The organism is Haladaptatus sp. QDMS2, assembly GCF_029338295.1.
Taxonomy (GTDB): Archaea; Halobacteriota; Halobacteria; order Halobacteriales; family Halococcaceae; genus QDMS2.
Genome location: NZ_CP119791.1, coordinates 818,256 through 844,444 on the forward strand (window position 1 = coordinate 818,256; position 26,189 = coordinate 844,444).

The 26,189-nt window shown below is 63.4% G+C and carries 35 protein-coding genes; 19 read left to right on the forward strand and 16 right to left on the reverse strand.

All coding sequences use genetic code 11. The features are described from left to right. Positions 1–32 precede the first annotated feature (32 nt). From P1M51_RS04500 to P1M51_RS04530, 7 genes are all read right to left on the reverse strand, one after another. A complete protein-coding gene (locus P1M51_RS04500; RefSeq protein ID WP_276246993.1) occupies positions 33–611 on the reverse strand; it encodes a HemK2/MTQ2 family protein methyltransferase in 579 nt (192 codons plus the stop codon). Continuing rightward, positions 608–1,951 carry a mechanosensitive ion channel family protein gene (locus tag P1M51_RS04505; RefSeq protein WP_276246994.1) on the reverse strand — a complete coding sequence of 448 codons (1,344 nt, stop codon included), beginning with the start codon at positions 1,949–1,951 and terminating at the stop codon, positions 608–610. Before P1M51_RS04505 ends, P1M51_RS04500 begins: the two co-directional genes overlap by 4 nt. Further along, positions 1,948–2,835: a 16S ribosomal RNA methyltransferase A gene (locus P1M51_RS04510; RefSeq protein WP_276246995.1), complete on the reverse strand. Its 888-nt coding sequence runs from the start codon at positions 2,833–2,835 to the stop codon at positions 1,948–1,950. Before P1M51_RS04510 ends, P1M51_RS04505 begins: the two co-directional genes overlap by 4 nt. A 40-nt stretch (positions 2,836–2,875) precedes the next feature. After that, positions 2,876–3,445 carry a DUF655 domain-containing protein gene (locus P1M51_RS04515; protein WP_276246996.1) on the reverse strand — a complete coding sequence of 190 codons (570 nt, stop codon included), beginning with the start codon at positions 3,443–3,445 and terminating at the stop codon, positions 2,876–2,878. Positions 3,446–3,487: 42 nt separating this feature from the next. Beyond that, positions 3,488–3,844: an RNA polymerase Rpb4 family protein gene (locus tag P1M51_RS04520; RefSeq protein WP_276246997.1), complete on the reverse strand. Its 357-nt coding sequence runs from the start codon at positions 3,842–3,844 to the stop codon at positions 3,488–3,490. Continuing rightward, positions 3,841–4,131 carry a 50S ribosomal protein L21e gene (locus tag P1M51_RS04525; protein WP_276246998.1) on the reverse strand — a complete coding sequence of 97 codons (291 nt, stop codon included), beginning with the start codon at positions 4,129–4,131 and terminating at the stop codon, positions 3,841–3,843. Before P1M51_RS04525 ends, P1M51_RS04520 begins: the two co-directional genes overlap by 4 nt. Positions 4,132–4,195: 64 nt before the next feature. Beyond that, the gene (locus tag P1M51_RS04530) at positions 4,196–5,266 is read right to left on the reverse strand and encodes a guanosine monophosphate reductase (protein ID WP_276274834.1); all 1,071 of its coding nucleotides are present in this window, start codon (positions 5,264–5,266) and stop codon (positions 4,196–4,198) included. 118 nt (positions 5,267–5,384) lie between these two features. On the opposite strand from P1M51_RS04530, the gene P1M51_RS04535 reads away from it, so the two are divergent. Together P1M51_RS04535 and P1M51_RS04540 are read left to right on the forward strand one after the other, a co-directional pair. Beyond that, positions 5,385–6,539, forward strand: coding sequence for a cystathionine gamma-synthase (locus tag P1M51_RS04535; protein ID WP_276274835.1), 1,155 nt, complete (start codon positions 5,385–5,387; stop codon positions 6,537–6,539). A gap of 30 nt (positions 6,540–6,569) precedes the next feature. Beyond that, positions 6,570–7,235 (forward strand): MBL fold metallo-hydrolase, encoded by a 666-nt coding sequence (locus P1M51_RS04540; protein ID WP_276274836.1) that lies wholly within the window; start codon positions 6,570–6,572, stop codon positions 7,233–7,235. 47 nt (positions 7,236–7,282) lie between these two features. On the opposite strand, the gene P1M51_RS04545 is transcribed toward P1M51_RS04540, so the two are convergent. The 3 genes from P1M51_RS04545 to P1M51_RS04555 are packed head-to-tail and all read right to left on the reverse strand — an operon-like array spanning position 7,283 to position 8,359. Continuing rightward, positions 7,283–7,549 carry an elongation factor 1-beta gene (locus P1M51_RS04545; protein WP_276247002.1) on the reverse strand — a complete coding sequence of 89 codons (267 nt, stop codon included), beginning with the start codon at positions 7,547–7,549 and terminating at the stop codon, positions 7,283–7,285. A 2-nt stretch (positions 7,550–7,551) separates the two neighbouring features. After that, on the reverse strand, positions 7,552–7,731 hold the full coding sequence (locus P1M51_RS04550) for an HVO_2753 family zinc finger protein (RefSeq protein ID WP_276247003.1): 180 nt from the start codon (positions 7,729–7,731) through the stop codon (positions 7,552–7,554). A 52-nt stretch (positions 7,732–7,783) separates the two neighbouring features. Then, positions 7,784–8,359 (reverse strand): DUF2391 domain-containing protein, encoded by a 576-nt coding sequence (locus tag P1M51_RS04555; protein WP_276247004.1) that lies wholly within the window; start codon positions 8,357–8,359, stop codon positions 7,784–7,786. A 138-nt stretch (positions 8,360–8,497) separates the two neighbouring features. Here P1M51_RS04555 and P1M51_RS04560 point away from each other — a divergent pair, with 138 nt between their 5' ends. Continuing rightward, positions 8,498–9,031: a VIT1/CCC1 transporter family protein gene (locus P1M51_RS04560; protein WP_276274837.1), complete on the forward strand. Its 534-nt coding sequence runs from the start codon at positions 8,498–8,500 to the stop codon at positions 9,029–9,031. Position 9,032: 1 nt separating this feature from the next. Here P1M51_RS04560 and P1M51_RS04565 read toward each other — a convergent pair whose 3' ends face one another. Beyond that, positions 9,033–9,461, reverse strand: coding sequence for a universal stress protein (locus tag P1M51_RS04565; protein ID WP_276274838.1), 429 nt, complete (start codon positions 9,459–9,461; stop codon positions 9,033–9,035). Between the two features lie 97 nt (positions 9,462–9,558). Here P1M51_RS04565 and P1M51_RS04570 point away from each other — a divergent pair, with 97 nt between their 5' ends. Then, a complete protein-coding gene (locus tag P1M51_RS04570; protein WP_276247007.1) occupies positions 9,559–10,683 on the forward strand; it encodes a VIT1/CCC1 family protein in 1,125 nt (374 codons plus the stop codon). Here P1M51_RS04570 and P1M51_RS04575 read toward each other — a convergent pair whose 3' ends face one another. Genes P1M51_RS04575 through P1M51_RS04590 form a run of 4 tightly spaced genes read right to left on the reverse strand, consistent with a single transcriptional unit; the run spans position 10,684 to position 14,975 of the window. Next, complete coding sequence (locus P1M51_RS04575) at positions 10,684–11,499, reverse strand: enoyl-CoA hydratase/isomerase family protein (protein WP_276247008.1); 816 nt, start codon at positions 11,497–11,499, stop codon at positions 10,684–10,686. Beyond that, the gene (locus tag P1M51_RS04580; RefSeq protein ID WP_276274839.1) at positions 11,496–12,368 is read right to left on the reverse strand and encodes a 3-hydroxyacyl-CoA dehydrogenase family protein; all 873 of its coding nucleotides are present in this window, start codon (positions 12,366–12,368) and stop codon (positions 11,496–11,498) included. Before P1M51_RS04580 ends, P1M51_RS04575 begins: the two co-directional genes overlap by 4 nt. 25 nt (positions 12,369–12,393) lie before the next feature. After that, positions 12,394–13,806 (reverse strand): zinc ribbon domain-containing protein, encoded by a 1,413-nt coding sequence (locus P1M51_RS04585; RefSeq protein ID WP_276247010.1) that lies wholly within the window; start codon positions 13,804–13,806, stop codon positions 12,394–12,396. After that, positions 13,803–14,975 (reverse strand): thiolase domain-containing protein, encoded by a 1,173-nt coding sequence (locus P1M51_RS04590; RefSeq protein ID WP_276274840.1) that lies wholly within the window; start codon positions 14,973–14,975, stop codon positions 13,803–13,805. Before P1M51_RS04590 ends, P1M51_RS04585 begins: the two co-directional genes overlap by 4 nt. 105 nt (positions 14,976–15,080) lie before the next feature. Between P1M51_RS04590 and paaK the strand changes: the two genes are divergently transcribed. The 7 genes from paaK to P1M51_RS04625 all read left to right on the forward strand — a co-directional run bounded on the left by paaK (position 15,081) and on the right by P1M51_RS04625 (position 20,039). Beyond that, on the forward strand, positions 15,081–16,361 hold the full coding sequence (gene paaK / locus P1M51_RS04595; RefSeq protein ID WP_276247012.1) for a phenylacetate--CoA ligase PaaK: 1,281 nt from the start codon (positions 15,081–15,083) through the stop codon (positions 16,359–16,361). Positions 16,362–16,401: 40 nt separating this feature from the next. Further along, positions 16,402–16,863 (forward strand): MaoC/PaaZ C-terminal domain-containing protein, encoded by a 462-nt coding sequence (locus P1M51_RS04600; RefSeq protein ID WP_276247013.1) that lies wholly within the window; start codon positions 16,402–16,404, stop codon positions 16,861–16,863. 83 nt (positions 16,864–16,946) lie between these two features. Continuing rightward, positions 16,947–17,390, forward strand: coding sequence for an ester cyclase (locus P1M51_RS04605; protein ID WP_276274841.1), 444 nt, complete (start codon positions 16,947–16,949; stop codon positions 17,388–17,390). A gap of 74 nt (positions 17,391–17,464) precedes the next feature. Beyond that, positions 17,465–17,905, forward strand: coding sequence for an ester cyclase (locus P1M51_RS04610; protein WP_276247015.1), 441 nt, complete (start codon positions 17,465–17,467; stop codon positions 17,903–17,905). 55 nt (positions 17,906–17,960) lie between these two features. Further along, on the forward strand, positions 17,961–18,836 hold the full coding sequence (locus P1M51_RS04615; RefSeq protein ID WP_276247016.1) for an amidohydrolase family protein: 876 nt from the start codon (positions 17,961–17,963) through the stop codon (positions 18,834–18,836). Next, positions 18,833–19,630, forward strand: coding sequence for an alpha/beta fold hydrolase (locus P1M51_RS04620; RefSeq protein ID WP_276247017.1), 798 nt, complete (start codon positions 18,833–18,835; stop codon positions 19,628–19,630). Before P1M51_RS04615 ends, P1M51_RS04620 begins: the two co-directional genes overlap by 4 nt. Before the next feature lie 25 nt (positions 19,631–19,655). After that, entirely contained in the window at positions 19,656–20,039 is a 384-nt protein-coding gene (locus P1M51_RS04625) for a PaaI family thioesterase (RefSeq protein WP_276247018.1), read from the forward strand. A gap of 19 nt (positions 20,040–20,058) precedes the next feature. On the opposite strand, the gene P1M51_RS04630 is transcribed toward P1M51_RS04625, so the two are convergent. Continuing rightward, positions 20,059–20,715 (reverse strand): helix-turn-helix domain-containing protein, encoded by a 657-nt coding sequence (locus P1M51_RS04630; RefSeq protein ID WP_276274842.1) that lies wholly within the window; start codon positions 20,713–20,715, stop codon positions 20,059–20,061. Positions 20,716–20,801: 86 nt separating this feature from the next. Between P1M51_RS04630 and paaA the strand changes: the two genes are divergently transcribed. The 8 genes from paaA (at position 20,802) to P1M51_RS04670 (ending at position 26,147) form a co-directional block, all read left to right on the forward strand. Continuing rightward, a complete protein-coding gene (gene paaA, locus P1M51_RS04635) occupies positions 20,802–21,731 on the forward strand; it encodes a 1,2-phenylacetyl-CoA epoxidase subunit PaaA (protein ID WP_276247020.1) in 930 nt (309 codons plus the stop codon). 2 nt (positions 21,732–21,733) lie between these two features. Then, positions 21,734–22,051, forward strand: a complete 318-nt coding sequence (gene paaB, locus P1M51_RS04640) for a 1,2-phenylacetyl-CoA epoxidase subunit PaaB (RefSeq protein WP_276247021.1) — start codon at positions 21,734–21,736, stop codon at positions 22,049–22,051. After that, positions 22,051–22,893, forward strand: coding sequence for a 1,2-phenylacetyl-CoA epoxidase subunit PaaC (gene paaC / locus P1M51_RS04645; protein ID WP_276274843.1), 843 nt, complete (start codon positions 22,051–22,053; stop codon positions 22,891–22,893). Before paaB ends, paaC begins: the two co-directional genes overlap by 1 nt. Further along, entirely contained in the window at positions 22,883–23,296 is a 414-nt protein-coding gene (gene paaD / locus P1M51_RS04650; RefSeq protein ID WP_276247023.1) for a 1,2-phenylacetyl-CoA epoxidase subunit PaaD, read from the forward strand. Before paaC ends, paaD begins: the two co-directional genes overlap by 11 nt. A gap of 2 nt (positions 23,297–23,298) precedes the next feature. Continuing rightward, positions 23,299–23,466 carry a 1,2-phenylacetyl-CoA epoxidase subunit PaaE gene (gene paaE, locus P1M51_RS04655; RefSeq protein WP_276247024.1) on the forward strand — a complete coding sequence of 56 codons (168 nt, stop codon included), beginning with the start codon at positions 23,299–23,301 and terminating at the stop codon, positions 23,464–23,466. Positions 23,467–23,517: 51 nt separating this feature from the next. Continuing rightward, the gene (locus P1M51_RS04660) at positions 23,518–24,351 is read left to right on the forward strand and encodes an NOP5/NOP56 family protein (protein ID WP_276247025.1); all 834 of its coding nucleotides are present in this window, start codon (positions 23,518–23,520) and stop codon (positions 24,349–24,351) included. Next, positions 24,351–24,977 (forward strand): fibrillarin-like rRNA/tRNA 2'-O-methyltransferase, encoded by a 627-nt coding sequence (locus P1M51_RS04665; protein ID WP_369685086.1) that lies wholly within the window; start codon positions 24,351–24,353, stop codon positions 24,975–24,977. Before P1M51_RS04660 ends, P1M51_RS04665 begins: the two co-directional genes overlap by 1 nt. Positions 24,978–25,073: 96 nt before the next feature. Further along, complete coding sequence (locus P1M51_RS04670) at positions 25,074–26,147, forward strand: glutamate--cysteine ligase (protein WP_276247026.1); 1,074 nt, start codon at positions 25,074–25,076, stop codon at positions 26,145–26,147. Positions 26,148–26,189: the final 42 nt, after the last annotated feature.

Here is a 26,189-nt window from a genome sequence, read left to right on the forward strand (position 1 = left end):
TATTTACTACTTCGACAAATTACTTCGAGTAATTACTCCTGGAAGAGTCGCTCGATGGTCAACCGCTCGAAGGGGTAGGATTCTTCGAGAATCGTCTCTGCGTCGAATCCTGCGTGGGCTGCCCGCTCGCGCACCGCTTCGAGGTTGGTGAGCGTGCTCACGAGCAACAGCACGTCGCCATCGGGGGCAAGGACGCGCCCCACCGAATCGAGGAACGGCTCGATGACTGCACGGCCGTCCTCGCCGCCAGAGAGCGCGACTTCCATCCAGTCGTCCCACTCTTCGGCCGGTTCGGTTGGCAGGTACGGCGGGTTGAACAGCACCACGTCGAAACTCCCGTCGCGAAACCCGTCGGTCAGGTTCGTTCGGACGGCTTCGACGCCCCGTTCGCGAGCCTGGACACAGGCGTGGGGGTTCACGTCACAGCCGACGACTCGCGCGCCGGTCTCTTGTGCGACGGTCGCCGCGACGTATCCAGACCCGGTTCCGACTTCGAGCACGCGATCGTCGGGCGTGACGTGCGAGACGGCGGCTTCCGCGAGTAGCCGCGAATCCTCCGCTGGCTGATACACCTCGGTCTCCACGCCACGACGGTCGGCGAGGTCTTTCATTCCGTTGCCTCCCCGTCTGCGGCCTGCTTTTCGGTTTCTGTTGACGCTTCGTCTTCTGGCGGTTCTCCGCCCTCCGACGACTCGTCGTCCTCCGTCGTCTCCTCGATGATGTCGGCGACGGTCTTGTCGTCGTCATCTTCTTCATTCCCATCGCCATCGTCATCCGTAGCCTCGTGGTCGTCGGCTGACTCGCCGCTGCTGTTCGCCGCGACTCCGGCCTGCGATTCCTGCCGAGCACTTGCTGCGCGCTGTTCCCCGCGAACCCGAAGGCCTTCGGATTCCGGGCGGCCCGTGAGTTCGCGCTGTGGGAACGGGATCTTGATGCCATCCTCGTCGAAGGTGGTTTTCACCGCGCTGATGACGGCCGTCTGGGCCTTCCACTTCTTGCGGGCGGTCGGGTCGTCGATCCAGAAGCGCAGTTCGAGGACGACCGCCGAGTCGCCGAACTCCTTTAACACGGCGTGGGAACTCGGAACTGAACGAATCTCGTCCAGCCCGTTCATCGCCTGTCCGGCGACTTCGACGGCGCGGTCTACGTCCGTCTCGTAATCGACGCCGACATCGACGGTGACGCGGAGGCGACCCCGTCGTGACTTGTTCACGATTTCGTCGCCCGTCACCTGGTCGTTCGGGATGATGAGGTACTCGTCGTCGAAGGTGCGAATGCGCGTGTTGACGAGGGTGATGTCGGTGACGATGCCCTCGTTTTCGCCGATTTCCACCCAGTCGCGCACCTCGAACGGACGGGAGAACAACAGGACGAAGCCCGCGAGCGCGGACCCGAGCGTCTGGCGGGCAGCGAGCCCGAGCACGAGGCCGAGGAATCCAGCGCCGAGCAGGAGGTTCCCGAGGTCCACGCCCCAGAGATTGAGCGCGATGAGCGAGGCGAGCGCGAAAATCGTGACCTGCGCGATGCGGTTGGTCATCTGGCGCTGGTGGTCTGTCACCTCGTCGTGTTTCTCGACGAATCGGTCGACGGTGTGCTTGACCGCCCGCATGAGTGCGACTGCGGTCATGAACAACACGAAGGTGAACAACACGAGGACGACTTGCGCTGGTGTGAGCGCGAGAAACGAGAGTGCAGAGAGGACCTGCGATGCTGCACCCCAGATGACGACGAGAAGCAACACTGCTCCCGTAATCAATGCTCCGCCGATTGCAATCTGTGAGACTTCGACCAGCCAACTGTTGATGTAGTCTTTCAGCACCGCTCCGGAGGCATTGAGCCCTAGGAGCGCAATGGCGAGTCCGACGGCGACGACGACCGTTCCGACGATTTGCGACTCGGGAGTCAAGAACAGCGATTCGAGCCACGCGAGAAATTCAGCGTGAAAACTCATACGTCGGGGTCGCCCACCTCGTAGGCCAGCGTCGCCAGTTCGGCGAACTGCGCAGGCGTCACCTTCCCTGCGCGCATACTCATCAGGTCCTCGTCGGCCGCCGCGACGACGGCCTTCGGGTCACCGAGGTGTGAGATGTGCGCCGTGTTCCGCACCGCGTTGCGCATCGTTTTGCGTCGCTGGGTGAACACCGCGGTCACGAAGTTCAGGAAGAACTCGTCGTCGGGCACTTCGTACTCCGGTTTTCGGGGCATCGCCCGGACGATGGCACTCTCGACCTGTGGCGGCGGCGAGAACGCCGACTTCGGGACCGTTTCGACGACGTCGATGTCGGCGTAGTGGCCTGCCGTCACCGAGAGACGACCGTACTCGTCGGTGGCGGGGGCCGCGGCCATTCGCTCTGCGAACTCCTTTTGGAACATCAAGATGAGTGGAATCTCGCGGGGAAGCAGGCGGAAGGAAATCTCACTGGAAACGCTGTACGGCAGGTTCGAGATGGAGGCCGTCACGTCGTCGGGCAGGTCCACGTCGAGGGCGTCGCCTTCGATGAGGGTGAGCCTTCCCGCGTCGATTTCTTCTGCGAACTCACGGCGCAGGAACTCGGCGAACCGTTTGTCGCGCTCGACGGCGGTGACTCGGTCTGCGACCGCGAGCAGGCGGGCCGTGAGCACGCCCGCACCGGGGCCGATTTCGAGAACGTGCGAGAGGTCGATGTCCGCGCCCGTCGCGTGGGTCGGCAAGCGGTCCAGCACACGGTCGTCTACGAGAAAGTGCTGGTCCTGGTTGGTGTCGGCGCGAACCCCCGCCCGCTTGATGAGTGCGTCTGCTCGTCGGTGGCCGCTCGTCGGGTCACGCGTCGTCTCGCTCCCATCTGGGTTCGTCATTGGTTGGTGGCGAGTAGGAGGCCGCCCGTATCTAAAGCCTTCAGTTCTCCCGGCGGACGAACGCCTTGTACTTCAGGTCGTCGTCGTGGAGTTCCTCTAAGATGCGCTCTACGAGCACTTCCTTTGGCTTGTGCAGGCCTTTGACGCGCTCTTCGAGTTCCTCGAAGCTCTCGAAGGGGCCGCGCTTTCGCTGTTCTAAGATGTTGTTGCGCAGTTTCTTCCCGATGCCGGGCAGCAGGTTCAACTGGTGGAGGCGCAGGGAGATGGGTTGGGCGTCGTTGTAGAAATCGACGAACCGCTGTTCGTTCGCGTCCACGATATCGCGGACGACGTATTCGAGTTCCGCCCGGCCCGCCCCCGTCAGGTCGTCGTACTCGACGCGTCGAACCGTCTCGACCTGGTCGTCTCTCGGTTTTACGGTTACGCGGTCACCGATGTTCAGGTCGGCCTCCTCGGTGAGCAGCAACTCGAGGAGTTCGAAGCCTGCTTCGGTGAGTGCGTACGCGACGGCCTGTTTCTGGTACTGTGGTCGGTCGTCGCCACTCTTGCCGTGTGGAAGGTAGTCCAAGATGACGGCAGTCGTCGGTTCACCGCTCTCGGTATCGCTCATATGCAAAACCGTAGGACGGTGGCGAACTTAAATAGTCGCCACTCAGACGTATTTCGAGACGACGTTGAGAATCTCGTCGAGTTCGTCGCCCGAAAGTGCGAACCGCTCCTGTGCGTAGATGGCCCGCAGTTCGTCGCGGTCGCGCGGCAGGAGGTCCGCGATTTTGTACGCCGTCGGCTCCTCGACCTTCTCCAGGTCCTGGAGTTCGGCGACGAGCTCGTTCGCGTCCTCGGCAGAGAGGACCGCAAAGCGGTTTACGTGCTCAATGGCACGCGCGAGTTCATAGCGCATCTCACGCTCTTCGTCCGCGGCGCGCTCCATCTCTATCTCGGCGAGGAGTTCCTTCGCTTCGGAGATAGTGAGATACTCCTCGTCGAGCTTTTCTTTGAATATCGTCATTTCTGACGGCGGAGGTGAGCGGGCTTCGCGATGATGGTCTTCCGCTTTCCACCGTCAGTGATTGCGATTTTGTACGCGCGGCCCTGTGCTTCGAGGACCTCGCCGGTGTGACCGTTGAACCGCGGGTGGAAGCGGCCGTCCGGGACGGATGGGTCGATGTGCAGGTGCACCTTCTCGCCAGCCTCGAACTGCTGGACAGCACGCTGTGGCGGGGAAGTACCGCGCTCTCGTGGTTTGTTCGAAAGCTTGTTCCGGGTGTTTTTGAGGGGCCCGTGGGAGTTCGGCATAGTCGTGGGCCAATCTTATCCGGTCGGACTAATAAAACGTGCGTTCCCAGTCCGTCGAATCGAACTACTGGAGTGGGGGTATCGGGGCAGCCTCTGCTGCCGGTTCGAGGTCGAGTGCGACGCCGTGTGCGCCCTCGCGCTCCTGTGCGCTCGCTGCCACGCGAATGAACTCCGCGTTTGCCCGGGCTTCGGCGATGGTGTGTCCGCCGCAGTAGCTCACGCCGGACCGCACGCCCGCGAGGAACTCGGAGACGAGCGGCGCGAGGGAGCCTTTGTACGGCGTCAGACCGTCTACGCCCTCGTCGGCCGATGGGTTGCTCTCCTTGTCCGTTCGGGCGTTCGCGGCCGCCGAACTCGCCATCCCGCGGGTTCGCTTGAACCGCTGGTCGCCGTGGGTGACGATGTCGCCCGGTGCCTCGTCAGTTCCAGCGAAGAAACTGCCCATCATGACGGTGTCCGCCCCGGCCATGAGCGCCTTCGCTGCGTCGCCCGAGGTGCGGACGCCGCCGTCCGCGCAGAGTGGAATGCCCAGTTCCGTGGCGACGTCGGCACAGTCGTCGATAGCGGTCAGTTGCGGTTTGCCCGCGCCTGCCACCTCGCGGGTCGTGCAGTGTGACCCCGGCCCGACGCCGACTTTCACGCCGTCTGCGCCAGCCTCGTAGAGGTCCTGGACGGCTTCGGCGGTGACCACGTTCCCGACGACGAGTTCGGCGTCGTACTCCCAGTCGATGCGGGCGGCGGCGTCGAGACATGCCTCCATGTGGCCGTGGGCGACGTCCATCATGATACAGTCTGCGCCCGCTTCGAGGCACGCCTCCGTGCGTTCGCGGTAATCTTCGTTGATGCCGACGGCGGCGGCAACGCGTTCGCCTGCTGCCTTCACGCGTTCGACCTGTGCGGCCTGTTCGGCAATCGTGAGAAAGCGGTGGATGGTGCCGATGCCACCGAGCCGCGAGAGTTCGATTGCCAGGTCGGCTTCCGTCACTGTGTCCATCGCCGCGCTGACGAGCGGCGTGTCGAGTTCGAGATTCGGCGTCAAATTTGTCGAGAGGTCGATATCGCTCCGACTGTCCACCGCAGACCGCTGTGGCACGAGGAGCACGTCGCCGTAAGAAAGTCCCGTTCTGATTTCCATCGTTTGAACCCTCCTACACCAGATAGTTCCCAAACTTAAGCGTACTGAATTGGGTCGCTTCCAGAACGTGGCACGCCGGAACGGTACACGTAACCCGCAGGACTCCTATGTCTCGCCCATGGACTCAGAGCACATCGAGACGCGCGCCATCCACGCCGGCCAGGAACCCGACGAGGAGACGGGTGCGCTGATGACGCCAATCCACGCGAACTCGACGTACGTCCAGGACGGCCCCGGCGAGCACCGTGGCTACGAGTACTCTCGGACGGGCAACCCGACGCGCACCGACCTCGAAGCGAATCTCGCCGCGCTCGAAAACGGCGCACACGGGCGCTGTTTCTCCTCGGGGATGGGGGCCATCAACACCGTGCTCAACCTCCTCGAGTCGGGTGACCACGTCGTCGCGGGCAACGACGTCTACGGGGGCACCCACCGCATCTTCACACAGGTCTACGAGAAGTACGACCTCTCGTTCGACTTCGTGGACACGACCGATTTATCCGCCGTCCGCGATGCCATGCGCGACGAGACGGCACTCGTCTGGGTCGAGACGCCGACCAACCCGCTGATGAACATAAACGACATCGGCGCGCTCGCGGACATCGCCCACGAACACGACGCCCTCTGCACGGTGGACAACACCTTCGCCACGCCGTACCTCCAGCGCCCCCTCGACCACGGCGCGGACATCGTCGCCCACTCGCTCACGAAGTACCTCGGCGGCCACTCCGACGTCATCGGCGGCGCGCTCGTCACGGACGACGCAGACTTAGACGAGGAAATCGGCTTCTACCAGAACTCCGTCGGCGCGACGCCCGGCCCGTTCGGGTGCTTCCTCGTCCTTCGCGGGACGAAAACTCTTCCCGTCCGCATGGACCGTCACTGCGAGAACGCCCGCGCACTCGCCGAGTGGTTAGCCGACCACGAGAACGTCTCCGAGGTGTTCTACCCCGGCCTCGAATCCCACCCACAACACGACCTCGCCGCAGAACAGATGGACGACTTCGGCGGGATGCTCTCGTTCGAATTCGACGGAACGCTCGAACAGGCCAGCACTGTCGTGAGCGAGACTGACGTATTCACGCTCGCAGAGAGTCTCGGCGGCGTCGAGAGCCTCATCGAGCAGCCGGCAGCGATGACCCACGCCGCTATCCCGAAAGAAGAGCGCCTCGCAGCAGGCCTCACGGACAGCCTCATCCGCGTCAGCGTGGGCATCGAACACGTAGACGACCTGAAAGCAGACCTCCAGCAGGCCTTCGACGCCGCGCTGTAGCTTTACGGCAACCGCCCGCGTAGTGCCCGTATGTCGCTCCCTGCGGCGGTTCACGACATCGCACTCTCCGTCCCGTTTGGTGACCGAGACATCCAGATTCATCCAGTCGCAATCGAAACTGACCACGGACTCATTCTCGTGGATGCGGCGGTTCCTGACGCGGTCGGTGATATCGACGCCCAACTTGGCGAGTTCGATTATTCCGTCGAAGACATCGCCATTGTCCTCCTCACGCACCACGACGCAGACCACATCGCTGGCCTCGCACAGGTCGTCGAACGAAGCCGTGCGCTCGTCTGTGCCCACCGCGACGAAGCCCCCTACATCGAGGGGCGGAAAGACCCAGTGAAGGGCAACTGGGTTCCTGACCCGGTGTCGGTCGACATCGAACTCGTCGATGGTGTCACGTTCCGCACCGACGCCGGCCCGATGCGCGTCGTCGCCACGCCCGGCCACTCACCGGGGCACTGCTCGCTCTATTTCCCGACAGCGCGGACGCTCGTCGCGGGCGACGCGCTCAACGTGGGCGACGGACTCGTGGGACCAAAGCCGGAGTTCACGCCCGATATGGACGGGGCGATAGAATCGGTTGCGAAACTCGCCCGGCTGGACGTGGCAACCACTCACTGCTACCACGGCGGAACCGTGGACGAAGGGACGAGCCGAATCAAGCGAATACGCGACGAACTCCAGTAGTCGCGTCGCTCTTCGATCGCTGTCCCGAAAGAAGTGACGCGTCGGCGTTAGATACGGCCGACGTTCTCGACGGAGACGGACTCGACCCCGTCGACTTCGATGAACGCTTCTTCGACTGCTTCCGTGCCGCCGGCACCGTCGGGGACGATGACGGTTGGCAGGAGTGCGATGAGGCCGAACGCGACGTTGTCGCGCTCGAAGCCGTTGATCTTTGCGCCCTCGGGCAGGGCCTGCTCCAGGCGGTCCTGGAGGTCGTCGAGATCGATTTCAGGGCTGCTCGGCATGACCTTCATCTTGGCGGCTACTTTTCCCATGATTATGGACCCGTGAATCCGCAGTCAGGACACTCATAGAGGTTACTCTGCTTTCGGCACTTCGCACAGCGGTAAATCTGCTGGCCGCAGTCTGGACACTTGAATGCGGCGGCGTTGGTGCCGGAAATGTTGATTCCGCACGAAACGCACTTCCGTGCAGAAACTTGTTGACTCCCGCTCATACCCCCTCCTTCCGTCTCGCCGCTTTTAACCGTTATCAAACGCGGTGGGAACTCAACTGCCCGGCAGAATATCGCCGAGCGCAGCGCCGATGACCATCGGCACGAACGCAACGCTCACCTGACAGAACGCGAGCCACGGGTCGGCCCAGCCAACCCGTCCCCACGCGCTCATCATGAGCACCGCCGCGCCAAAGGAGATGCCGACGACGCCGACCAGTCGCCGGGGGAACACTCCGAGGATAGGGTTCGTAATCCGCACGTCCTGAATGTCCGCGACGTAGAGCAGGCCGATGACGATGCCGACGGCGATGAGCACCGTCGCAACCAGATACAACGGGTGCGTCGAGATGAATGCTCCCGCTTCGAGCGTGCCACTTTCGACGAACATCGGGATGCCGAAGATGATGGCTCCGACGAACGCCTCCGCGGCGTCCGCCCGGTCGAAACCCTTGATCGTGTTCCCGAACACGGAGGCGGTGGTCTGCCCGACTTCCATCGCGACGGCACGCGCCTCGCGGACCTGTTCTTTCGCCTGTTCGTCGACCGTGGATTCGAGGCGGTCGAACTGCTGGGCGAGGTCCGCGAGCGTCGACCCCCCGTCTCGTGACCCGTTTCCACGGTCGTCCATACCCGACAGTCCCACGCGGTAACTAAAAGTGTGCCTGCGTCCCGTACCGAAAACAGGCGGTTGAGTCAATTACTCTGCGAGCGTCTACGTAGGTGTGACCAGCGCGGAATCGCTCCAAAATTCCGAGAGAGTGCTTCGATGATTGGCCAGTTACTCGGCGACGACATCGAGCCTTCGGGCCGATACATCGCCGAACTCGTCTATGGCGCAAACGACGGCATCGTCACCACGTTCGCCGTCGTCGCTGGCGTCGCCGGGGCCACGCTCTCGCCGACCATCGTCATCATCCTCGGCGTTGCCAACCTCTTTGCAGACGGCTTCTCGATGGGGATGAGCAACTTTCTCAGCCGTCGGTCTGACATCGCCTACAGAGAGACGATTGGTGAAGCGCCGGTCGCAGACGACAAAACGCCTGGAAAGACGGCCTTCGCCACCTTCCTCGGGTTCGTGACGATCGGGTGGACTCCGCTTCTACCCTACGTGTTCGGCATGGAACCGGCGTTCACCATCTCGATTTTCGTCACTGCGTTCGTCTTCTTCTTCGTCGGCGCGAGTCGAAGCTTCGTCACGTCGCTGGGCTGGCTTCGCGCCGGTCTCGAAATGCTCGTCGTCGGGATGCTCGCCGCAGGCGTGGCCTACGCCATCGGTGCGGCCATTGCGGGACTCCTCTAACTCAGGCTGGTCCTTCTCGAATCGTCAGCACCGGTACCGGTGACATACGAACGACGCGCTCTGCGGTACTCCCGAGAAAGTACCGGCTGACTCCACGACGTCCGTGTGTTCCCATCACGACGAGGTCCACGTCGTGTTCGGTCGCGTAGTCCACGATTTCGTCGTCCGGAACGCCGACGACGACGGTCCCCGCTGTGGCAACTCCGGCCTTCGTTCCTCCGTCACGGGCTTTCTCGATGACCTTCGCCCCCTCGCGTTCGAGTCCTGCCTGGATGTCGTCGAGGAGGAGTACCTCACCGTAGTGACTCGTATCGACCACGTAGAGAAAGTGAATGTGTGCACCGACCACATGCGCGAGCGAGATCGCGTGGTTCTCGGCGAGAGCCGCCCCATCACTCCCGTCGGTGGGGACGAGAATCGTGTCGTACATGCAAGAAGTAGGGTGGATACTTCGGTGAACTTGTCGGTGAACCGCCGTAAGGAGGCGAGCCTACGGGGCTAAGCCGTCTGCAAGCGTTTATGCTGTCATGGTCACCGCTGCTGACAGAGCTCGGTATCTTGCTAACTGGCAGGATGAAATCGACAGCGCGTCACTCTATCGAACAATCGCCGCGAGTGAACCACAACCGCAACTCGCGGAGGTATACGCACGACTCGCCGAAACGGAAGCTGAACACGCGGCCTTCTGGGCCGAGAAGGCCGAGGCCGCAGGCGGAACGCTTCCACCGGAACGCCCATCGTGGCGGGCACGAACGCTCGGCTGGCTCGCCCGGCGATTCGGCCCGAACCTGATTCTCCCGACGCTCACCGCCGCGGAGAATGCAGGACGGTCTTCCTACCTCGGGCAACCGGAAGTCGCGGGAACCACCCTGCCTGCGGACGAACGCTCGCACGCGACTTTGCTCCGGACCATCGACGCGACAGGGGGCGTCGAAGGGAGTACGCTCGCCCGACTGGAAGGTCGTCATCGCTCTGCGAGCGGGAACGCCCTTCGGGCTGCCGTTCTCGGGGCGAACGACGGCCTCGTCTCGAATCTGAGTCTCGTGATGGGCGTCGCGGGTGCGGCACTTTCCGGGTCTGCCATCCTCATCACTGGCCTCGCCGGACTGCTCGCCGGGGCGGGTTCGATGGCCATGGGCGAGTGGCTCTCGGTCCAGAGTTCGCGCGAACTCTACCAGCGTCAAATCGACATCGAAGCCGAAGAACTCCGTACGGTTCCAGCCGAAGAAGCCGAAGAACTCGCGCTCATCTACCAAGCGAAAGGGTTGCCGGAAGAACAGGCCCGCCACCTTGCGGACCGACTCGTTTCTGACGAGCAGACGGCGCTCGACACGCTGGCTCGTGAAGAACTCGGTATCAATCCCGAAGAACTCGGGGGTTCCGCGTGGGAGGCGGCGGCCACTTCGTTCGTGCTGTTTGCGCTCGGAGCCATCGTCCCCGTCGCGCCCTTTGCGTTCCTCAGCGGGACCACGGCCGTCGTCACCAGCCTCGGACTCAGCGCCGTCGCACTGTTCGCCATCGGTGCTGCAATCACCCTTCTCACCGGTCGGAGCCTGCTCTATTCCGGTGGCCGTCAGGTACTCATCGGGCTTGCTGCGGCCGCGCTCACCTTCGGCGTCGGGACGCTCATCGGCGTCTCGCTCGCCGGGTAATCAGCGGCCCGTCCACTCGGGGTCGCGCTTCTCGAAGAAGGCGTCCATGCCCTCCTGTTTATCTTCCGTGGCGAACAACTGCGTGAACAGTTCGGCCTCGTACTCGATGCCTTGGTCGAGGCTCATCCGCGAAGCTGCTTTGATGGCGTCTTTCGCAAATTCGAGCGCCACGGGACTCTTCGCGGCCATCTTCCCCGCAAGGTCGTAGACGCGCTCGTCGAATTCGTCGTCGCCGTACACCTCGTCTACGAGGCCGATTTCCTGCGCGTCCGCAGCGGAAATCAGCTCGCCAGAGAGAATCAGGCGCATCGCGTGGCCCTCCCCAACGAGGCGAGTCAGGCGCTGAGTGCCGCCGCCGCCGGGGATGATGCCGAGATTAATCTCTGGTTGCCCCAGTTTCGCCTTCTCGTAGGCGATGCGCACGTCGCAGGCCTGGGCAAGTTCACAGCCGCCGCCGAGCGCGTGGCCGTTGATGCGGGCGATGACCGGCTTCGGGAGTTCGTCTACCAACTCGTACACACGGGGCCGACGGCTCACCGTGCGCTGTTCGAGCGCGGAGCGTTCTCGCAACTCGCCGACGTCCGCCCCGGCGACGAACGCCTTCGCCTCGTCAGAGCCTGTGAGCACGACGACGCGAACCTCGTCTGCCTCCTCGATTGCGCTGAATAGTTTCTTCAACTCCTCTCGAACCTGCGCGTTCAGGGCGTTTCGGGCGTCCGGGCGGTCGATGGTGACCGTAGCGACGTGTTCGACCTCGCTTCCCACGTCGAGGTGGACGAGCGAGCAGTCTGCTGCCACGGCTTCGAGGTCGCTCATCGTTCCACCTCGCCGACGTTCTCACCGTTCTCCCACCGGTAGAATCCCTGCCCTGATTTCTTCCCGTGATGGCCGGCCCGGACCTTCCGCTTGAGCACCTGCGGCGGCCGGAATCGCTCACCGAGTTCCTCACGCAGGTATTCGAGGATGTCGAGTCGCACGTCCAGGCCCACGAGGTCGGTCAGTTCGAGCGGTCCCATCGGGTGGTTGTAACCGAGCGTCATCGCCGCGTCGATGTCGGCGGCGCTCGCGACGCCCTCTTCGTACATTCGCATGGCTTCGACGCCAATGGCGACGCCGAGACGAGAGGAGGCAAAACCGGGCGAGTCGGTGACGACGATGGGCGTCTTCGCGATGCCCTCGACGAACTCGACGGCCACCTCGCGCGTGGCGTCGTCGGTCTGCTCTGCGAGGACGACTTCCACGAGCGCCATGATGTGCACCGGATTGAAAAAGTGGATGCCGACGGCCCGGTGTGGGTCGCTAAGTTCGCTCGCGATGGCCGTCACCGACAGCGAGGAGGTGTTCGTCGCGAGAATGGCGTCGTCGGGCGCGACCGCCTCCACATCCGCGAACACCTGCTGTTTGAGGTCGAGGCGCTCGGGGACGGCCTCCACGATGAGGTCGGCGTCGCCCGCCGCTTCCTTCAGGTCCGTCGTCGTCGTGATGCGCGAGCGTGCTGCGTCCATCTCGTCCGCGGTGAGTTTGTCGTGCTCGACGCCGCCCTGGAGGTTGCGTTCGATAGCCGAGACGCCCTCGCTCAGGACGCTCTCGTCGATGTCTCGCAGAAAAACGTCGTGGCCGGCCATCGCGCTCACCTGCGCGATACCGTGGCCCATGGTCCCTGCACCGAGTACGGTGACGTGCATACCGAAAGACCGCACGCGAACCGGGTTAATCGTTACCGTCGGCCGGACGCACCTTGAAGCCGTAACGGGTGACCCCTTCCTGGGTGTAGATGCGCCGGATGACTGCCTGCACGCGGTCGCCGACCGCGAGGTCGCCGTGGGCCACCTGTGCGGGGGCGCTCACCGTGTCACCCTCGTAGTCGAAGGCGACGATGGTGATGCCAAAGTCGCCGCTCTGTGCCTGCTGGACCGCGAACTCCGGCGGTGCGCCACCTTGTCCAACTCTGGTCACCGCTTCGACCGTTCCAGTCCCGGGTAACTGTATTGGGTCGTAGTCACCGAGGTGGCCGCACGCGTCGCAGGCACCCTCCGGCGGGAAGGCGAGCGCCCCGCACTCGGTGCATTTCCCGGCGATGAGTCGGTGGCGGTGCGGGAGTGACTGGTGCCACGCAGGCATGGAGACGTAGGCTCCGCCGCCTGTGGGCGAGTCACCGGTCAGGTCGCCTCGGAGCCGGAGGTACTCGGCGTACTCGATTTCCTCGCTCTCGTCGAGGGCGAGATTCGTCGCCACATCGTCTCCCTCGATGACGAGCGCGTCCGCGCCGCCGCCGGCCCCGTAACCGACCGCGAGGAGACGTTCGTGGCCCGCGTCGAGCGCCTTCGCGATACCGAGTGGGGCGCTCGCTGCGCCGGTGTCTCCGAGGTCGTGGACCGTCGTCCCGTTTTGGACGAGGCCTGCCTCGAAGCCGAGCGCCTTGGCCGCGCGATACGGGAGTTTCCCGTCGGGTGACTGGAGGCAGACCGCCCCGACGTCGCCGGGATACACTTGCTCGACTGCACCCCGGATGGTCGCGGAGAACGCCTCGCGGTCGTACCCCGTGACGCCCAACCCTTCGACGAACTCACTCCCGCGCTGGCGGAAACGGGTGCCGGGATACGGTGTCGTGTATTCTGCCTGACTTACGACCGCTGCGCCCGTCTCGCCGAGGACGAAGGCTACTGCCCCTGCCCCGGCGGCGTGTTCGTGTGAATCCGATGGATGGCCACGCGGACTGTCGCTCGCGATGACGAGCCCGACGCTATCGTGCCACGGTCCAGATTCGAGGCTGGCGACGAGGGCGCGGGTCCCAGCGCGGGTGCTCCCACCGAACTGCTGGTGGGTGGCGGTCTCAGAGACGGCAAGCATCGACCCGAGGCGGGCGGTCAGCTCCTCCTCTTCTGCGGGCGGCGTGGAAGACGCGAACGAAAGGTGGGCGACGTCTTCGCCGGTCAGGTCCGCCGCTTCGAGTACGCGTTTACCCGCCTCGACGGCCATCGTGAGGGCGTCCTCGTCCGCGTCGAGCACCGACTTTTGTTTGATTCCCGCCGGCCCGCGACTCCATTCCGCCGCGAACTCCTTCGCCGAGATTCGGAATCGAGGCGCGTACGCCCCGACCGCCGTGATTTTCGGCACGGTCATGCTGTCTCCTCCTTCTCGAAGATGTGGACGACGGCTGCACCGCCGCTCCCGCCGACGTTGTGCGTGAGGCCCCAGCGGGCGTCCTCGACCTGTCGGTCACCCGCCTTCCCAGAGAGTTGCGTGAAGGCTTCTGCGACCTGTCCCGCCCCCGTCGCGCCGATTGGGTGCCCTTTCGATTTGAGGCCCCCGGAGGCGTTCACGACCACGTCGCCGCCGTAGTCGGTCGCCCCGGATTCGACGTAGGAACCCGCCTCGCCCGGCTCGCAGAAGCCGAGGTCCTCGTAGGCCATGAGTTCGGCAATCGAAAAGCAGTCGTGGACCTCGGCGAAGTCGATGTCTACGGGGCCGACGCCGGCCATCTCGTAGGCCTGTTTCGCGGCACGTTGAGAGGCTGGCACGCCGGTGTAGGTTTCGCGCTGGAAGAGTCCAACCTTGTCCGAGCCAGCACCCACCCCAGCGACCCGGATGGGGTCGTCCGTGTACTCCCCGACAACATCCTCGCTCACGATGAGCGCGCAGGCCGCCCCGTCAGTGGTCGGACAGCAGTGGTACAGCGTGAGTGGGTCGGCGACGGTTGGGGCGTTCATCGCGTCTTCGAGCGAGCACTCGAAGCGGAGTTGTGCGTGTGGGTTCTTCGCCCCGTTCCGGTGATTCTTGACGGCGACGTGCGAGAGGTGTTCTTTCGTGGTTCCGAACGCTTTCATGTGGGCGCTCGCCATCTGGGCGTAGACGCCGGCGAAGGTGGTTCCCGAGAGGCGTTCCCACTCGGTTTCGCCAGAGACGCCGAGCCACCAGCGCGTGGCGTCGCCAGAGAGGTCGGTCATGATTTCGACGCCGCCGGCGAGGACGACGTCCGCCATGCCACTCTTGACCGCCTGTACCGCCTGCCGGACGGAGTATCCGGAGGCGGCGCAGGCGTTCTCGACGCGGGTACAGGGAATGCCCGAGAGGCCGACGTGTTCGGTGACGGCGGGACCGGGGAGGCCAATCTGGCGACCGCCGACGCCGAGCGTGCCGACGATGGCCTCGTCTACGTCGGCGGGGGCGACCCCCTTCTCGACGCTCGCGAGCGTCGATTTGTACGCTTGTTCGAACAGGGAGCGGTAGGATTCGTCGGGGAACGACCCGAAATCGGACTGGGCCGCGCCAACGAGGTACGCTTCGCGCATACTCGCCAGTTGGCCGCCCGGCAAATATAGTGTGGGTGTCGCTCCCGCGAACTGTGTGCCCGACCGACAGAACGGTTTTGTGGGGTGGTAACATTGTCCGAAATAATGTACGGCGTTGTGGAATCTGCGACCCGGGACGAGTTGCGCGACATCCAGTCAGACCGCTTGCGAAACATGGTCGAGACGGCCGCTGGCGTGCCGTTTTACCAGCAGGCATTCGAGGAGGCGGGCATCACGGCCGAAGACGTAGAATCGGTCGAAGACATCGACAAACTCCCCTTCACCACGAAAGAGGACCTCCGGGACAACTACCCGGACAAACTGTTCGCCGTCCCTCGCGTGGACATCGTCCGCCTGCACGCCTCCTCGGGGACGACGGGCAAGCCGAAAATCGTCGCCTACACCCGCGACGACCTCGACGTGTGGCGCGAGGTGATGGCCCGGTCGCTCAACGCGGCGGGCGTCTCGGCGAACGACACGGTCCAGAACGCCTACGGCTACGGCTTGTTCACTGGAGGCCTCGGCTTCCACGACGGCGCAGAGGAACTCGGCGCGACGGTCATCCCCATCGGTGGCGGGAACACCGACCGCCAAATCGACTTCCTGCAGGACCTCGGGAGCACGGTGCTTTCGTGTACGCCCTCGTACTGTCTCTACCTCGCAGAGGCGCTGGAAGAGCGAGACGTGGACCCCCGCGACCTGCCACTCTCGACGGTCGTCATCGGGGCCGAACCCTTCACCGACCCGATGCGCGCAGAAATCGAAGACGCGCTCGACGTGACGGCAATCGACGTGTACGGGCTCTCTGAAATCGTCGGGCCGGGTGTCTCCATCGAGTGTGCGGAAGCCCAGGACGGCCTCCACGTCTGGGAGGACTACTTCTACCCCGAAGTGGTGAACCCGGAGACGGGCGAGGTACTCGACGAGGGCGAGGAGGGCGAACTCGTCCTCACGACGCTCTCGAAGCAGGCGATGCCCGTCCTGCGCTACCGCACGGGCGACATCACCTCCCTCAACTACGACGAGTGTGAGTGTGGACGAACCCACGTCCGGATGGACAACGTCACTGGTCGGGTGGATGACCTGCTCATCGTCCGCGGCGTGAACGTCTACCCGAGCCAAATCGAAGAGGCGATGCTCGAATTCGCTGAGGCGGCCCCGCACTATCGCATCGACCTGCGCCGAGAGGGGACGCTGGATACGATTGAACTCACCGTCGAGCATCATGCAGACGCAGAGAACGTGGAGGAACTCCGTGAGAAGATTCACGAGAAACTGAACTCCACGCTCGACGTGAGTTTGGACGAACTGCACGTTGTGGAACCGGGGACCATCGAGCGCACGACGGTTGGCAAGGTCAAGCGAGTGTTCGACCACCGCGAATAATTCCCGGTAATTTTTTCTCGTCTTTCGGTGAAATCAGGGTGTGCCATACAGTTACGAACCGCACTTCTTCGAGGACATGGAAGTCGGGAAAACCTTCGAGAGCGTCGGCCGAACCATCACCGAGACGGACTTCGTCAATCACTCTGCGTTCGCGGGCGACTGGACGGAACTCCACACGAACAAAGAATACTCAAAAGACGGCCCGTTCGGCAAGCGCATCGGGCACGGGCCGATGACCTTCATCGTGACCACCGGGCTGGTCCAGCGCTGTGGGTTCGTCGAGCGCACCGTCATCGCCTTCCTCGGGATGAACTACATGGATGTACCTAATCCGGTTTTCATCGGCGACACCCTCTCTGCCGAGTTCGAAGTCACCGAGAAACGCGAGTTCGAAAGCCGCGACGACGCGGGCCTCGTGGTCATCGACGCGACGACGACGAACCAGAACGGAACCGTCGTCTTCCAGGGCGACATGAAGTTCATGTTCAAGCGCAAGGAGTGACCCATCCCTGAAAGTCACCAGAATCGGACGGTTCACATAGCGTTTTCTCCCTTTCCGGCGATTGGATAGTGAGGGGTTCAATCATGGCCGTACAAGATGTAAGAGAGATGAAAGACCTCGTTCTGAACATGGCTGTCGATGTGATGAACGACCGGAAACTGGACGACCTATCGAAATACTACATCGACGACTGCGTCACCCACTTCGCAGACCAGCGTCCTGACACCCACGGCATCGAAGGGGTGAAAACAAACTGGGAGGACGTCTTCCAGGGCTTCCCGGACTTCATGGCCGACCTGGACCACGTCGTCGCTGAGGGCGACAAAATCTGTGGCCACTTCACCTACAAAGGGACCCACGACGGTGAGTTCCTGGGGATGGAGCCGACGAACAAGGCAGCGAAGATTAGCGGGATGACCATGTACCGGTTCGAGGACGGGAAGATTGCAGAATCGTGGGTTCACACTGACTTCCTCGGCCTGATGCAGCAACTGGGCCTCGCGCCGATGCCCGGCGAGCAAGCCTGAAATCACGACACCTTTTCTGACGTTCGAGCAAGGGAAATGCTCTCAGCCGTCCTACCTACTCGTGGGTGGAACCCATGGCAGTACAATCGTCAATTGCAGAGAACAAAGCGCTCGCCCGACGCTTCTTCGAGGAAGTGCAGACGATGGACGACATCGACACGGTAGACGACATCTTCGCAGAGAGCTACGTCCACCACGACACCAACATGCCAGAACCGGTGCGCGGTCGTGACGCGTTTAAGGAATCGCTCTCCCAGTGGATGGGTGGCTTCTCTGACGCGACAATGACCGTTCTCGACCAGGTCGCAGAGGGTGACCGCGTCGTCTCCCGCGTCCGGATGGAAGGCTCGCACGACGGCCCGCTTCAGGGCATGGAGCCAACCAACAAGCACGTCGAGATTGAGGGCATCGTCGAACATCGCATCGAGAACGGCCGCATCGTCGAAGGGTTCCCGCAGTGGGACATCATGGGCATGATGCAGCAACTCGGCGCGATGGACGACCAGCGCGCGTAACCGTCACACGAACTGACGGCATCACTTTTTGCGGTGTGGAACCAACTGTCGAGGTATGCCTGTAGATGTCCTCGCCGATGGCGAACCGCGTGCCATCGACGTCCACGCTCACCAGCCGACCAAAGAGTTCCTGGAGGATGCCGGGGGCGAAATGATGCGTGACGCGGCGAAGAAGTTCGGCGCGACGATGGAGTTCGACACCTACGAGGGGATGCGCGAGGAGTACCACGCTGCGGGGGTAAAGCACGCCGTTCTCGTCGCGTGGGACGCCGAAACGAACACGGGGAATCCGCCGGTCACGAACGACTACGTCGCGGAGGTCCGAGACGAATTCTCCGATTTCATCATCGGGTTTGGCAGTGTGGACCCGCTGAAAGACGACTGCGCAGAAGAGGCAGCACGCGCCGTAGAGGACCTTGGTCTCTCGGGGTTCAAGTTTCAGCAAATCGCCCAGGGGTTCGACCCGAGTGCACCGAAACACGAACACCTGTTCGACACCATCGAGGACCTCGGCGTGCCCGTCATCTTCCACGGCGGAAACTCCACGCTCGGCGCGGGCAGTCCGGGCGGGCGCGGGCTGCGAATCAAGTACGGCAACCCGATGCTCGTAGACGACGTGGCGGCCTCCCACCCTGACCTCCAGATTCTCATCGCGCACCCCGCCTTCCCGTGGGAGCGCGAGCAACTCGCCATCTGCCAGCAGAAGGGGAACGTCTACATGGACTTCTCGGGGTGGATGCCCAAGTACATCGACGACGACTGGTTGCACTACGCGGGGACGCTCCTCCGGGAAAAGACGATGTTCGGGACCGACTATCCCATGATTCGCCCGGGGCAGTGGCTCGATAACTTCGCCGAGTACACCAACTACCCCGAGGACGTCCAGCGAAAGTTGCTCTGGGAGAACGCTGCGGAGTTCCTCGGCCTGTGAAAACTGAACAAATTGCGGGACATCCGGCCGTCACCGTCGGGAACGGGGCGGACCGCCTGCTCATCATCCCCGGATTGAACGACCCGCTCATGCGGGTCACCGAGACGTTCTGGTTCGCACGAATTGTCGCCGCCTACTGCAATCGCTACGCCGAGGACCGGACGGTGTCGATGGTGTCTCGACCCGTCGGTTTTGGGCAGCAATCGACGGCGGCGATGGCCGACGGCTACGCAGGAGTCCTCGAAGAGACCGGCCCAGCGGCCATCATGGGGCTCTCGATGGGTGGGTTCATCGTCCAGCACCTCGCCGCCGAGCGCCCGGACCTCGTCACCGGGGCGATTCTTGGCCTCTCCGCGGCGGCGTTCAGTCACGATGGCCACGAAACAATCAGTCGGTGGCACGAGTGGGGCGGCCGTCGTCAATGGCGTCGCATCTATCGGGAAGCGGCAGATACAGTCTCGTCTGGACTCGTCCAACGGGGTTTCTCACTTGTCGCGCAGGCCTACAGTGTGATTACGCGCGGGCCGAAAACGCCCGCCGACTTCCTCGGAACTGCACAGTCCAGTCTCGACCACGACGCCCGAGCAACCCTCGGAGACATCGAGGTTCCGACCCTCACGATAGGCGGGACGAACGACCCGTTCTTCGACGAGGCGGACTTCCGTGAAACCGCGAATCTGCTGGGTGGCGACCTGCACCTTCTGCCGGGCCTCGGCCACGAGGCGGTTATCCACCACAGCAGAGACTTCGACGACCCAATCAATCGGTTTCTCGCGGACGGGGCACAGTTTTAACCACCCGGCGGGCGTCTCCCGGCGCATGGACGTAGAAGCCTTCTTCGAAGGGATGCCGTTCGCCGATTTCCTCGGTGTCGAGGTCACAGACGTCGGAGACGGTCACGCCGAGGGCCACATCGAGATGCGCCCAGAACTTTCGTGGAACGAAGAGAAACTCATGGCCCACGGCGGCGTCGCGTTCACGCTCGCGGACACCGTCGGCGGCGCGGCGCTCGTCTCGCTCGTCGACCAGCCCGTCCCGACCATCGACATGCGCATCGACTACTTGAAAGCCGGCACGGGCGACCTCTACGCCGAGGCAGACGTCGTGCGGTGTGGCTCCTCTGTCGGCGTCGTCGACGTGCTGGTCACAGACGAGGACGGAACTGAGGTGGCGAGTGTTCGCGGCGTGTACAAAACAGGGTAGAACAGAACACCGATACGGGTTAGAACACCTGCGTGAGCAGCCCGCGCTCACCTCGGTGCAACCGTTCTAAGAACGACGATTTGGTGATGCCGAGCGCCGCGGCGACCTCCGCGGCGTCGACGTTTCGCGGAACCTCGAAATACCCCATCTCGACCGCCGTTCTGAGCGCCTCCTCCTGGGCAGGCGTGATGTCCCATTGCTGGGCGACGGTCGTCTCGTCGTCCGACCCGAGTGGGTAGATGCGTTCGAGCGTGACTCCGACGGCGTCCGCCCCGGCCTCTGCGTTGCGGGCGGCGACGGTGTCGAGGACGCCCTGGAGCACGTCGCGTCCGACCACTGCCCCCGTGTACCGTTCGGTTCCGCGGTGGTACTGGAGCGATTCGGCGAGGAACCCGGCGTTCGTCAGTTCGTGGACGACACAGCGCTGTTTCGCGAGACAGCGAAAGTTGTAGCGCCCCTCTGTCTGGGACATGTGCAGGTAGCGAATGCGCTCGTCAGAATCGAGGATGGGGGCCACCGCGTCGTCCGGCGCACTGAATCGGAGAAGCACGTTTCCATCTGCGCGCAATTGCGGCGGGCGGGCGACGAGCGTGGTTCCGGCCTCCCGCGAGGCGTCCGCGAGCGGGCAGTTGTCACCCGTAACTCGGAACTCGACGACGAGGCATTCGGCAATCATGCGGAAAATGTAGCCGTCAACATATTTAAACCCCTGTCATGAACGGGGTAAGGAGTATCCGGTGTGGTCTGTTATTATCTTCCATCATGGACCTCGATACCGTGTTCGAACGGGCTGGTCCGCGGGCGTTCAGCCCGAAGGACGACATGCCCCAGGAATACCGCGAGGCGGCGACGCGGATGATTCAGTTCCACGCGAACTCAGAAATCATGGGCGCGTACTTAGAACGCCCCTTCATCCGCCAGGCCCCGAGCCTCGACCGAAAACTCGCGTTCAGCGCGAAAGTACAGGACGAAATCGGTCACGGTCAGTTGCTCTACCGCGCCGCAGAGTCCCTCGGCGTGAAAACCCGCGAGCAGATGTTAGACGAACTCGCCAATGGGAAAGGCAAGTTCCTCAACTGCTTCCACTATCCGATGGAACACTGGTGGGAAGTGCCGATGATTGGCTTCTTCGTGGATGGCGCGGCGATGCGCCGGCAGGCCACGCTCAAGGACACGAGTTGGGAGCCGTACGCCCACGCGATGGACAAAATCTGCTTCGAAGAAGGTTTCCACATCAAACACGGCGAGCACATCCTGCGGGAACTCGGCACGGGACCGAAGAAGCACCAGGAACTCGTCCAGGAAGCGTTCGAGGACTGGTGGCCGCGCATCATCCAGTTCTTCGGGCCAACGAACGACAAGAGCACCCACCACGACTTCGCCGCGAAGGTCGGTCTCAAGCGCAAGTCCAACGACGAACTCCGCAGTGAGTTCCTCACCGTCTACGTTCCGAAGGCAGAGCGTTACGGCCTCGAAATCCCCGAGTACCCGCGCATCTACCACGACGAAGAAACGGGGACCTACACCGTCGAAGAGGACGACCTCGACTGGGACGAGTTCTTCCAGATTGCGAAAAACCAATACGAACCCGGTCTCGGCCAGATCAACACCCGCAAGGCGGCACAGGACGCGGTCGAATGGGTCACCGAATCCTTAGAGAATCCGGGGTCCACGCCCCAGGCGGCTGACTGACCATGATCTGGGAAGTGTTCCGCCAGGAGAAACAGGGTGGCTACCACACCCACTGCGGGAACGTCCACGCGCCCGACCGCGAGATGGCGCTGATGTTCGCTCAGATTCAACACGCGCGCCGTCGGCCAACCCACAGCCTCTGGGTCGTTCCGAAGGACGAGATTGGCGAAGTAGACGCAGAAGAAGCCTCTTTCGGCGGCACGACCGACAAGATGTACCGCTGGGCGATGACGTTCAACACGGACGCGAGTTTCGCGAAGGAAATCGAGGACTCGGAGAAAGAGCAAATCGAGGCCGAACGCCAGCGGAGGGAGAAGTAATGTCCGTCGCAGAACTCCCCGGCCCGCAGGAATTAGACGAGGCCCAGCAGGCCGCGGTCGAAGAACTCCTCTTTCGGATGGCCGACGACGAATTCGTCCTCGCAGAACGCTACACCGAGTGGCAGGTTCGCGCGCCGACGCTCGAATCCGACCTCGCCATCGCGAACAACGCACAGGACGAGTACGGGCACGCACGGCTCTGGTACGATCTGCTCGAGGACTTTGGCTACGAGGAACCAGAACTCATCTGGGAGCGCGACCCGGACGACTTCCGCCACGCGACGCTCGTCGAACTGCCCGTCTTCGAGGGCGACTGGGCCGACACCATCCTTCGAAGTTACCTGTTCGACCAGTACGAGAAACTGCACCTGGAGTCGCTCAACGCTTCGTCGTACCCGCGTCTTCGCGACCGCATCGAGAAGGTGCAACTGGAAGAACGCTACCACCTGGAACACGGACAGAACTGGCTCGAACGCCTCTGTGACGACGACCCGGGCCGCGAGCGTGTTCAGCAAGCACTCGACCGCGTGCTGCCGTACGCCCTGACGCTATTCGAACCGGGTGACCACGAGGACGCGATTCTGGAGTACGGCATCCGCACGGAACCGCTCGACTCCCTGCGCACGCAGTGGCTCGAAATCGTCGTGCCGTTCCTCACCGCACTCGGCCTCGACGTGCCACACGACGTGGACGAACTGCCGGACGTGCCTGCCAAAACGGGCCGTCGCGGCGACCACACCGACGACTGGGAACCGCTGTACGAGGACTTCACGTTCACGTACCGCACCCTCGGGCTGAGCACCCCGACGAAGCTGCTCAAGGACCCAGACGATGTCAAGTAACCCAACCGAAAACACCGGCACGCCGTGTTCCTACACGGACTACGTCCACGGCCCCGAACGCGAGGGCTTCCCTGCAACCGGCGAGGGCGCGACGGGCGTCGAACGCCGCGTCTGGGACGCCCTCTACGAAATCGAGGACCCCGAGATGCCAATCAGCATCGTCGATTTGGGCCTCATCTACGGCGTCACCGTTGAAGACGGCCACGCAGACGTGAAGATGACGCTCACCTACACTGGCTGTCCGGCCCGCAAGATGCTGACCACGGACATCGAGGAGGCCGTCGCCGCCGTGGAAGGCGTCGAGAGCATGGACTTAGACCTCGTCTGGAGTCCGCCGTGGACCGTCGAGATGGTCACCGAGCAGGGAAAGGAGGACCTGCGCGAGTTCGGCCTCTCCATCTGACCATGCGATTCAACGACCCGAGCGTCACGACGACTGCGGACGAATCGCCAGCGGAGTGCCCGTACTGTGGCTCCGACGACACGGTTCGCGACCACCCGAAAGGGCCTGGCCTCTGCCGGTCGATGCACTACTGCAACGGCTGTGACCAGCCGTTCGAGAAGTTCGGGTAGTCGGTCCCCAGAACGCGCCTTTTAACCCCAACCCACTCGCTACCGACAGGTATGACCGAAAACGGATGGTTCGTCGGCGTCGATTCCGACGACACCGCCGAGGCCGTCGCGCACATTCGCGAGGGGTCGGCCGACGCTCCCGCCGACTGGCCCGCGCAGGCCGTCGACGCTGGGTTCGCCGCGGACGAGGAGTCGTATTACGAGCGACTCCACGCGGTGACCGTCGAGGCGGCCCGCCAGGAAGTCGTCGAGAAGGAGCGCGCGACGGACAAGCAGTTGATTCACGCCGTTCGCGCGATGGACGACGCCCGTCGCATGGCGAACGAACTGGCCGAACGCGTCGCGGAGTGGGCGGGAAGCCGTTTCGCCGACGCCGGCACGGGCGTGGAGTCCGCCCGGAAACTCGCCGAACGGGAACCCAAAGACGCCGCAGACGAGCGCCTCATCGCGCTCGCCACCCGGTGTGCGGAACTCGACGACGAGGCCAACGCACTCAAGGAGTTCGTCGAAGAGACGACGCCCCTCGTCGCACCGAACCTCTCGAACCTCGCAGAGCCGGTTCTCGCGGCGCGACTCATCGCGCTCGCCGGTGGCCTCGACACGCTCGCGAAGAAGCCAAGTGGGACGGTGCAGGTCCTTGGCGCGGAGGACGCCCTCTTTGCCCACCTGAAGGGGCAGGCATCGTCGCCGAAACACGGTATCATCTTCATGCACCCGGCGATTCGACACACCCGCCGAGAGGACCGCGGGTCTGCGGCCCGCGCCCTCGCAGGGAAACTCACCATCGCCGCGCGCATCGACCACTACGCGGGTGACCTGCGCCCCGAATTGAAAGACGAATTGGACGAACGTATCGCGACTATCCAGGCACGGGGTGAGAACTGATGTTGCCGGCTGGTGTCGAGCGGCGCACCTTCGACGGCAAAGAACGCCTCGCGACGAAGGGGCAATCCGTGTACGGCGAACCCGTCTCCGAGGGGTGGCGACTCTGGGATGCGAACCGCTCGAAACTCGGTGCGATGCTCGAAACGGAGATGGACGTCGGCCTCTCGGGCGGCGAGAAAGTGCTGTACCTCGGTGCGGCAAGTGGGACCACCGTGAGCCACGTCGCGGACTTTTCTGGTCCCACATACGCCGTGGAGTTCGCCCCGCGCCCGGTCCGTGACCTGGTGGGTGTGGCGCGTGACCGCCCGAACCTGTTCCCGCTGCTCAAAGACGCCCGGAAACCCGAAACCTACGCCCACGTCGTCGAATCGAAGCTGGACGTACTCGTCCAGGACGTGGCCACCCGCGGGCAGGCAACCGTGGCCGTCCGCAACCGTCAGTTCCTCGCGGACGATGGACGCGCGCTCATCGCCATCAAGGCCCGCAGTGAGGACGTAACTCGCGACCCAGACGTCGTGTTCGAGGACGTGCTCGCTGAGCTGGAGGAGGGCTACGATATCGTCGAAACGGCCCGACTCGAACCGTTCCACGCGGACCACCTCGGCGTGGTTGCGACACCGAAGTGAGCGACTGGTCAATTCCCATACCTTTCGATACAGTTGGGTAACACCTGTGCGGGAAGCCAGAACTGTTTAAGTTCCGGCGGACGTACCGCGGACAAGATGGATACGGGCTCTGCCGAGAATTTCACCCGAACCGGGACACTCGGAATCGAAGAGGAGTTTTTCGTCGTCGATGACGTAGGCCGGCCGACGTCGGGGACGGACGAACTCGTCTACGAATCTGACCCTCCCGAACTGCTGGCTGGTCGCATCGACCACGAACTGTTCAAGTGCGTCGTAGAGACGCAGACGCCGGTCATCGAACGACTTTCTGCGGCCCGCGAGCAGCTGCTCGCAATCCGTGAGGCGCTTCTGTCCCACGCCGAAACCCACGGTTTTGGCATCGCCGCGGCGGGCCTCCACCCGGCGGCAAAATGGCGCGAACTCGAACACGCCGAGAAATCGCGCTACAAGGCGCAACTCGACCGGATTCAGTACCCGCAGCACCGCAACACGACGGCTGGCTTGCACGTCCACATCGGCGTCGACGATGCGGACAAGGCGGTCTGGATTGCGAACGAGATTCGCTGGTATCTCCCCGTGATGCTCGCACTCTCCGCGAACTCGCCGTTCTGGAACGGGTTCGACACCGGCCTCGCCTCCGCACGGGCGAAGATTTTCGAAAACCTCCCCAACACCGGGATGCCGACCGACTTCGACTCCTACGAGGACTTCCTCTCGTTCGAACACATGATGGTCACGCAAGGGTCGATAAACGACCGCGGTGAACTCTGGTACGACGTTCGCCCCCACACCGAGTACGGCACACTCGAAGTTAGAACGCCGGACGGACAGACCGACCCGGAGCGCGTCATGGCGTTCGTCGAGTACACGGCGGCGCTGGTCGAGGACCTCGGCGCGCGCTACGACGACGGCGAGGAAGGCTATCGCCACCGGCGGGAACTCTTAGACGAGAACAAGTGGCGGGCGATGCGCTACGGCCACGACGCCTCGTTCATCGACCTCGACAGACAAGGGACGAGCACCCTCGGCGAAATCGTCGACGAAGAGTGTGAGAGACTCGGCATCTCCGGCATCCGCGAGCTGTACGACGGCGAGAGCGGGGCCGACATGCAGCGCAGACTCCTCGAAGCGGAGGGGCTCCCCGCGCTCTGTGACGCACTTCGACTGTAGCCAAGGGTTTTTACCCGACAGTCTCTTTTCCCCTTCTCAGAG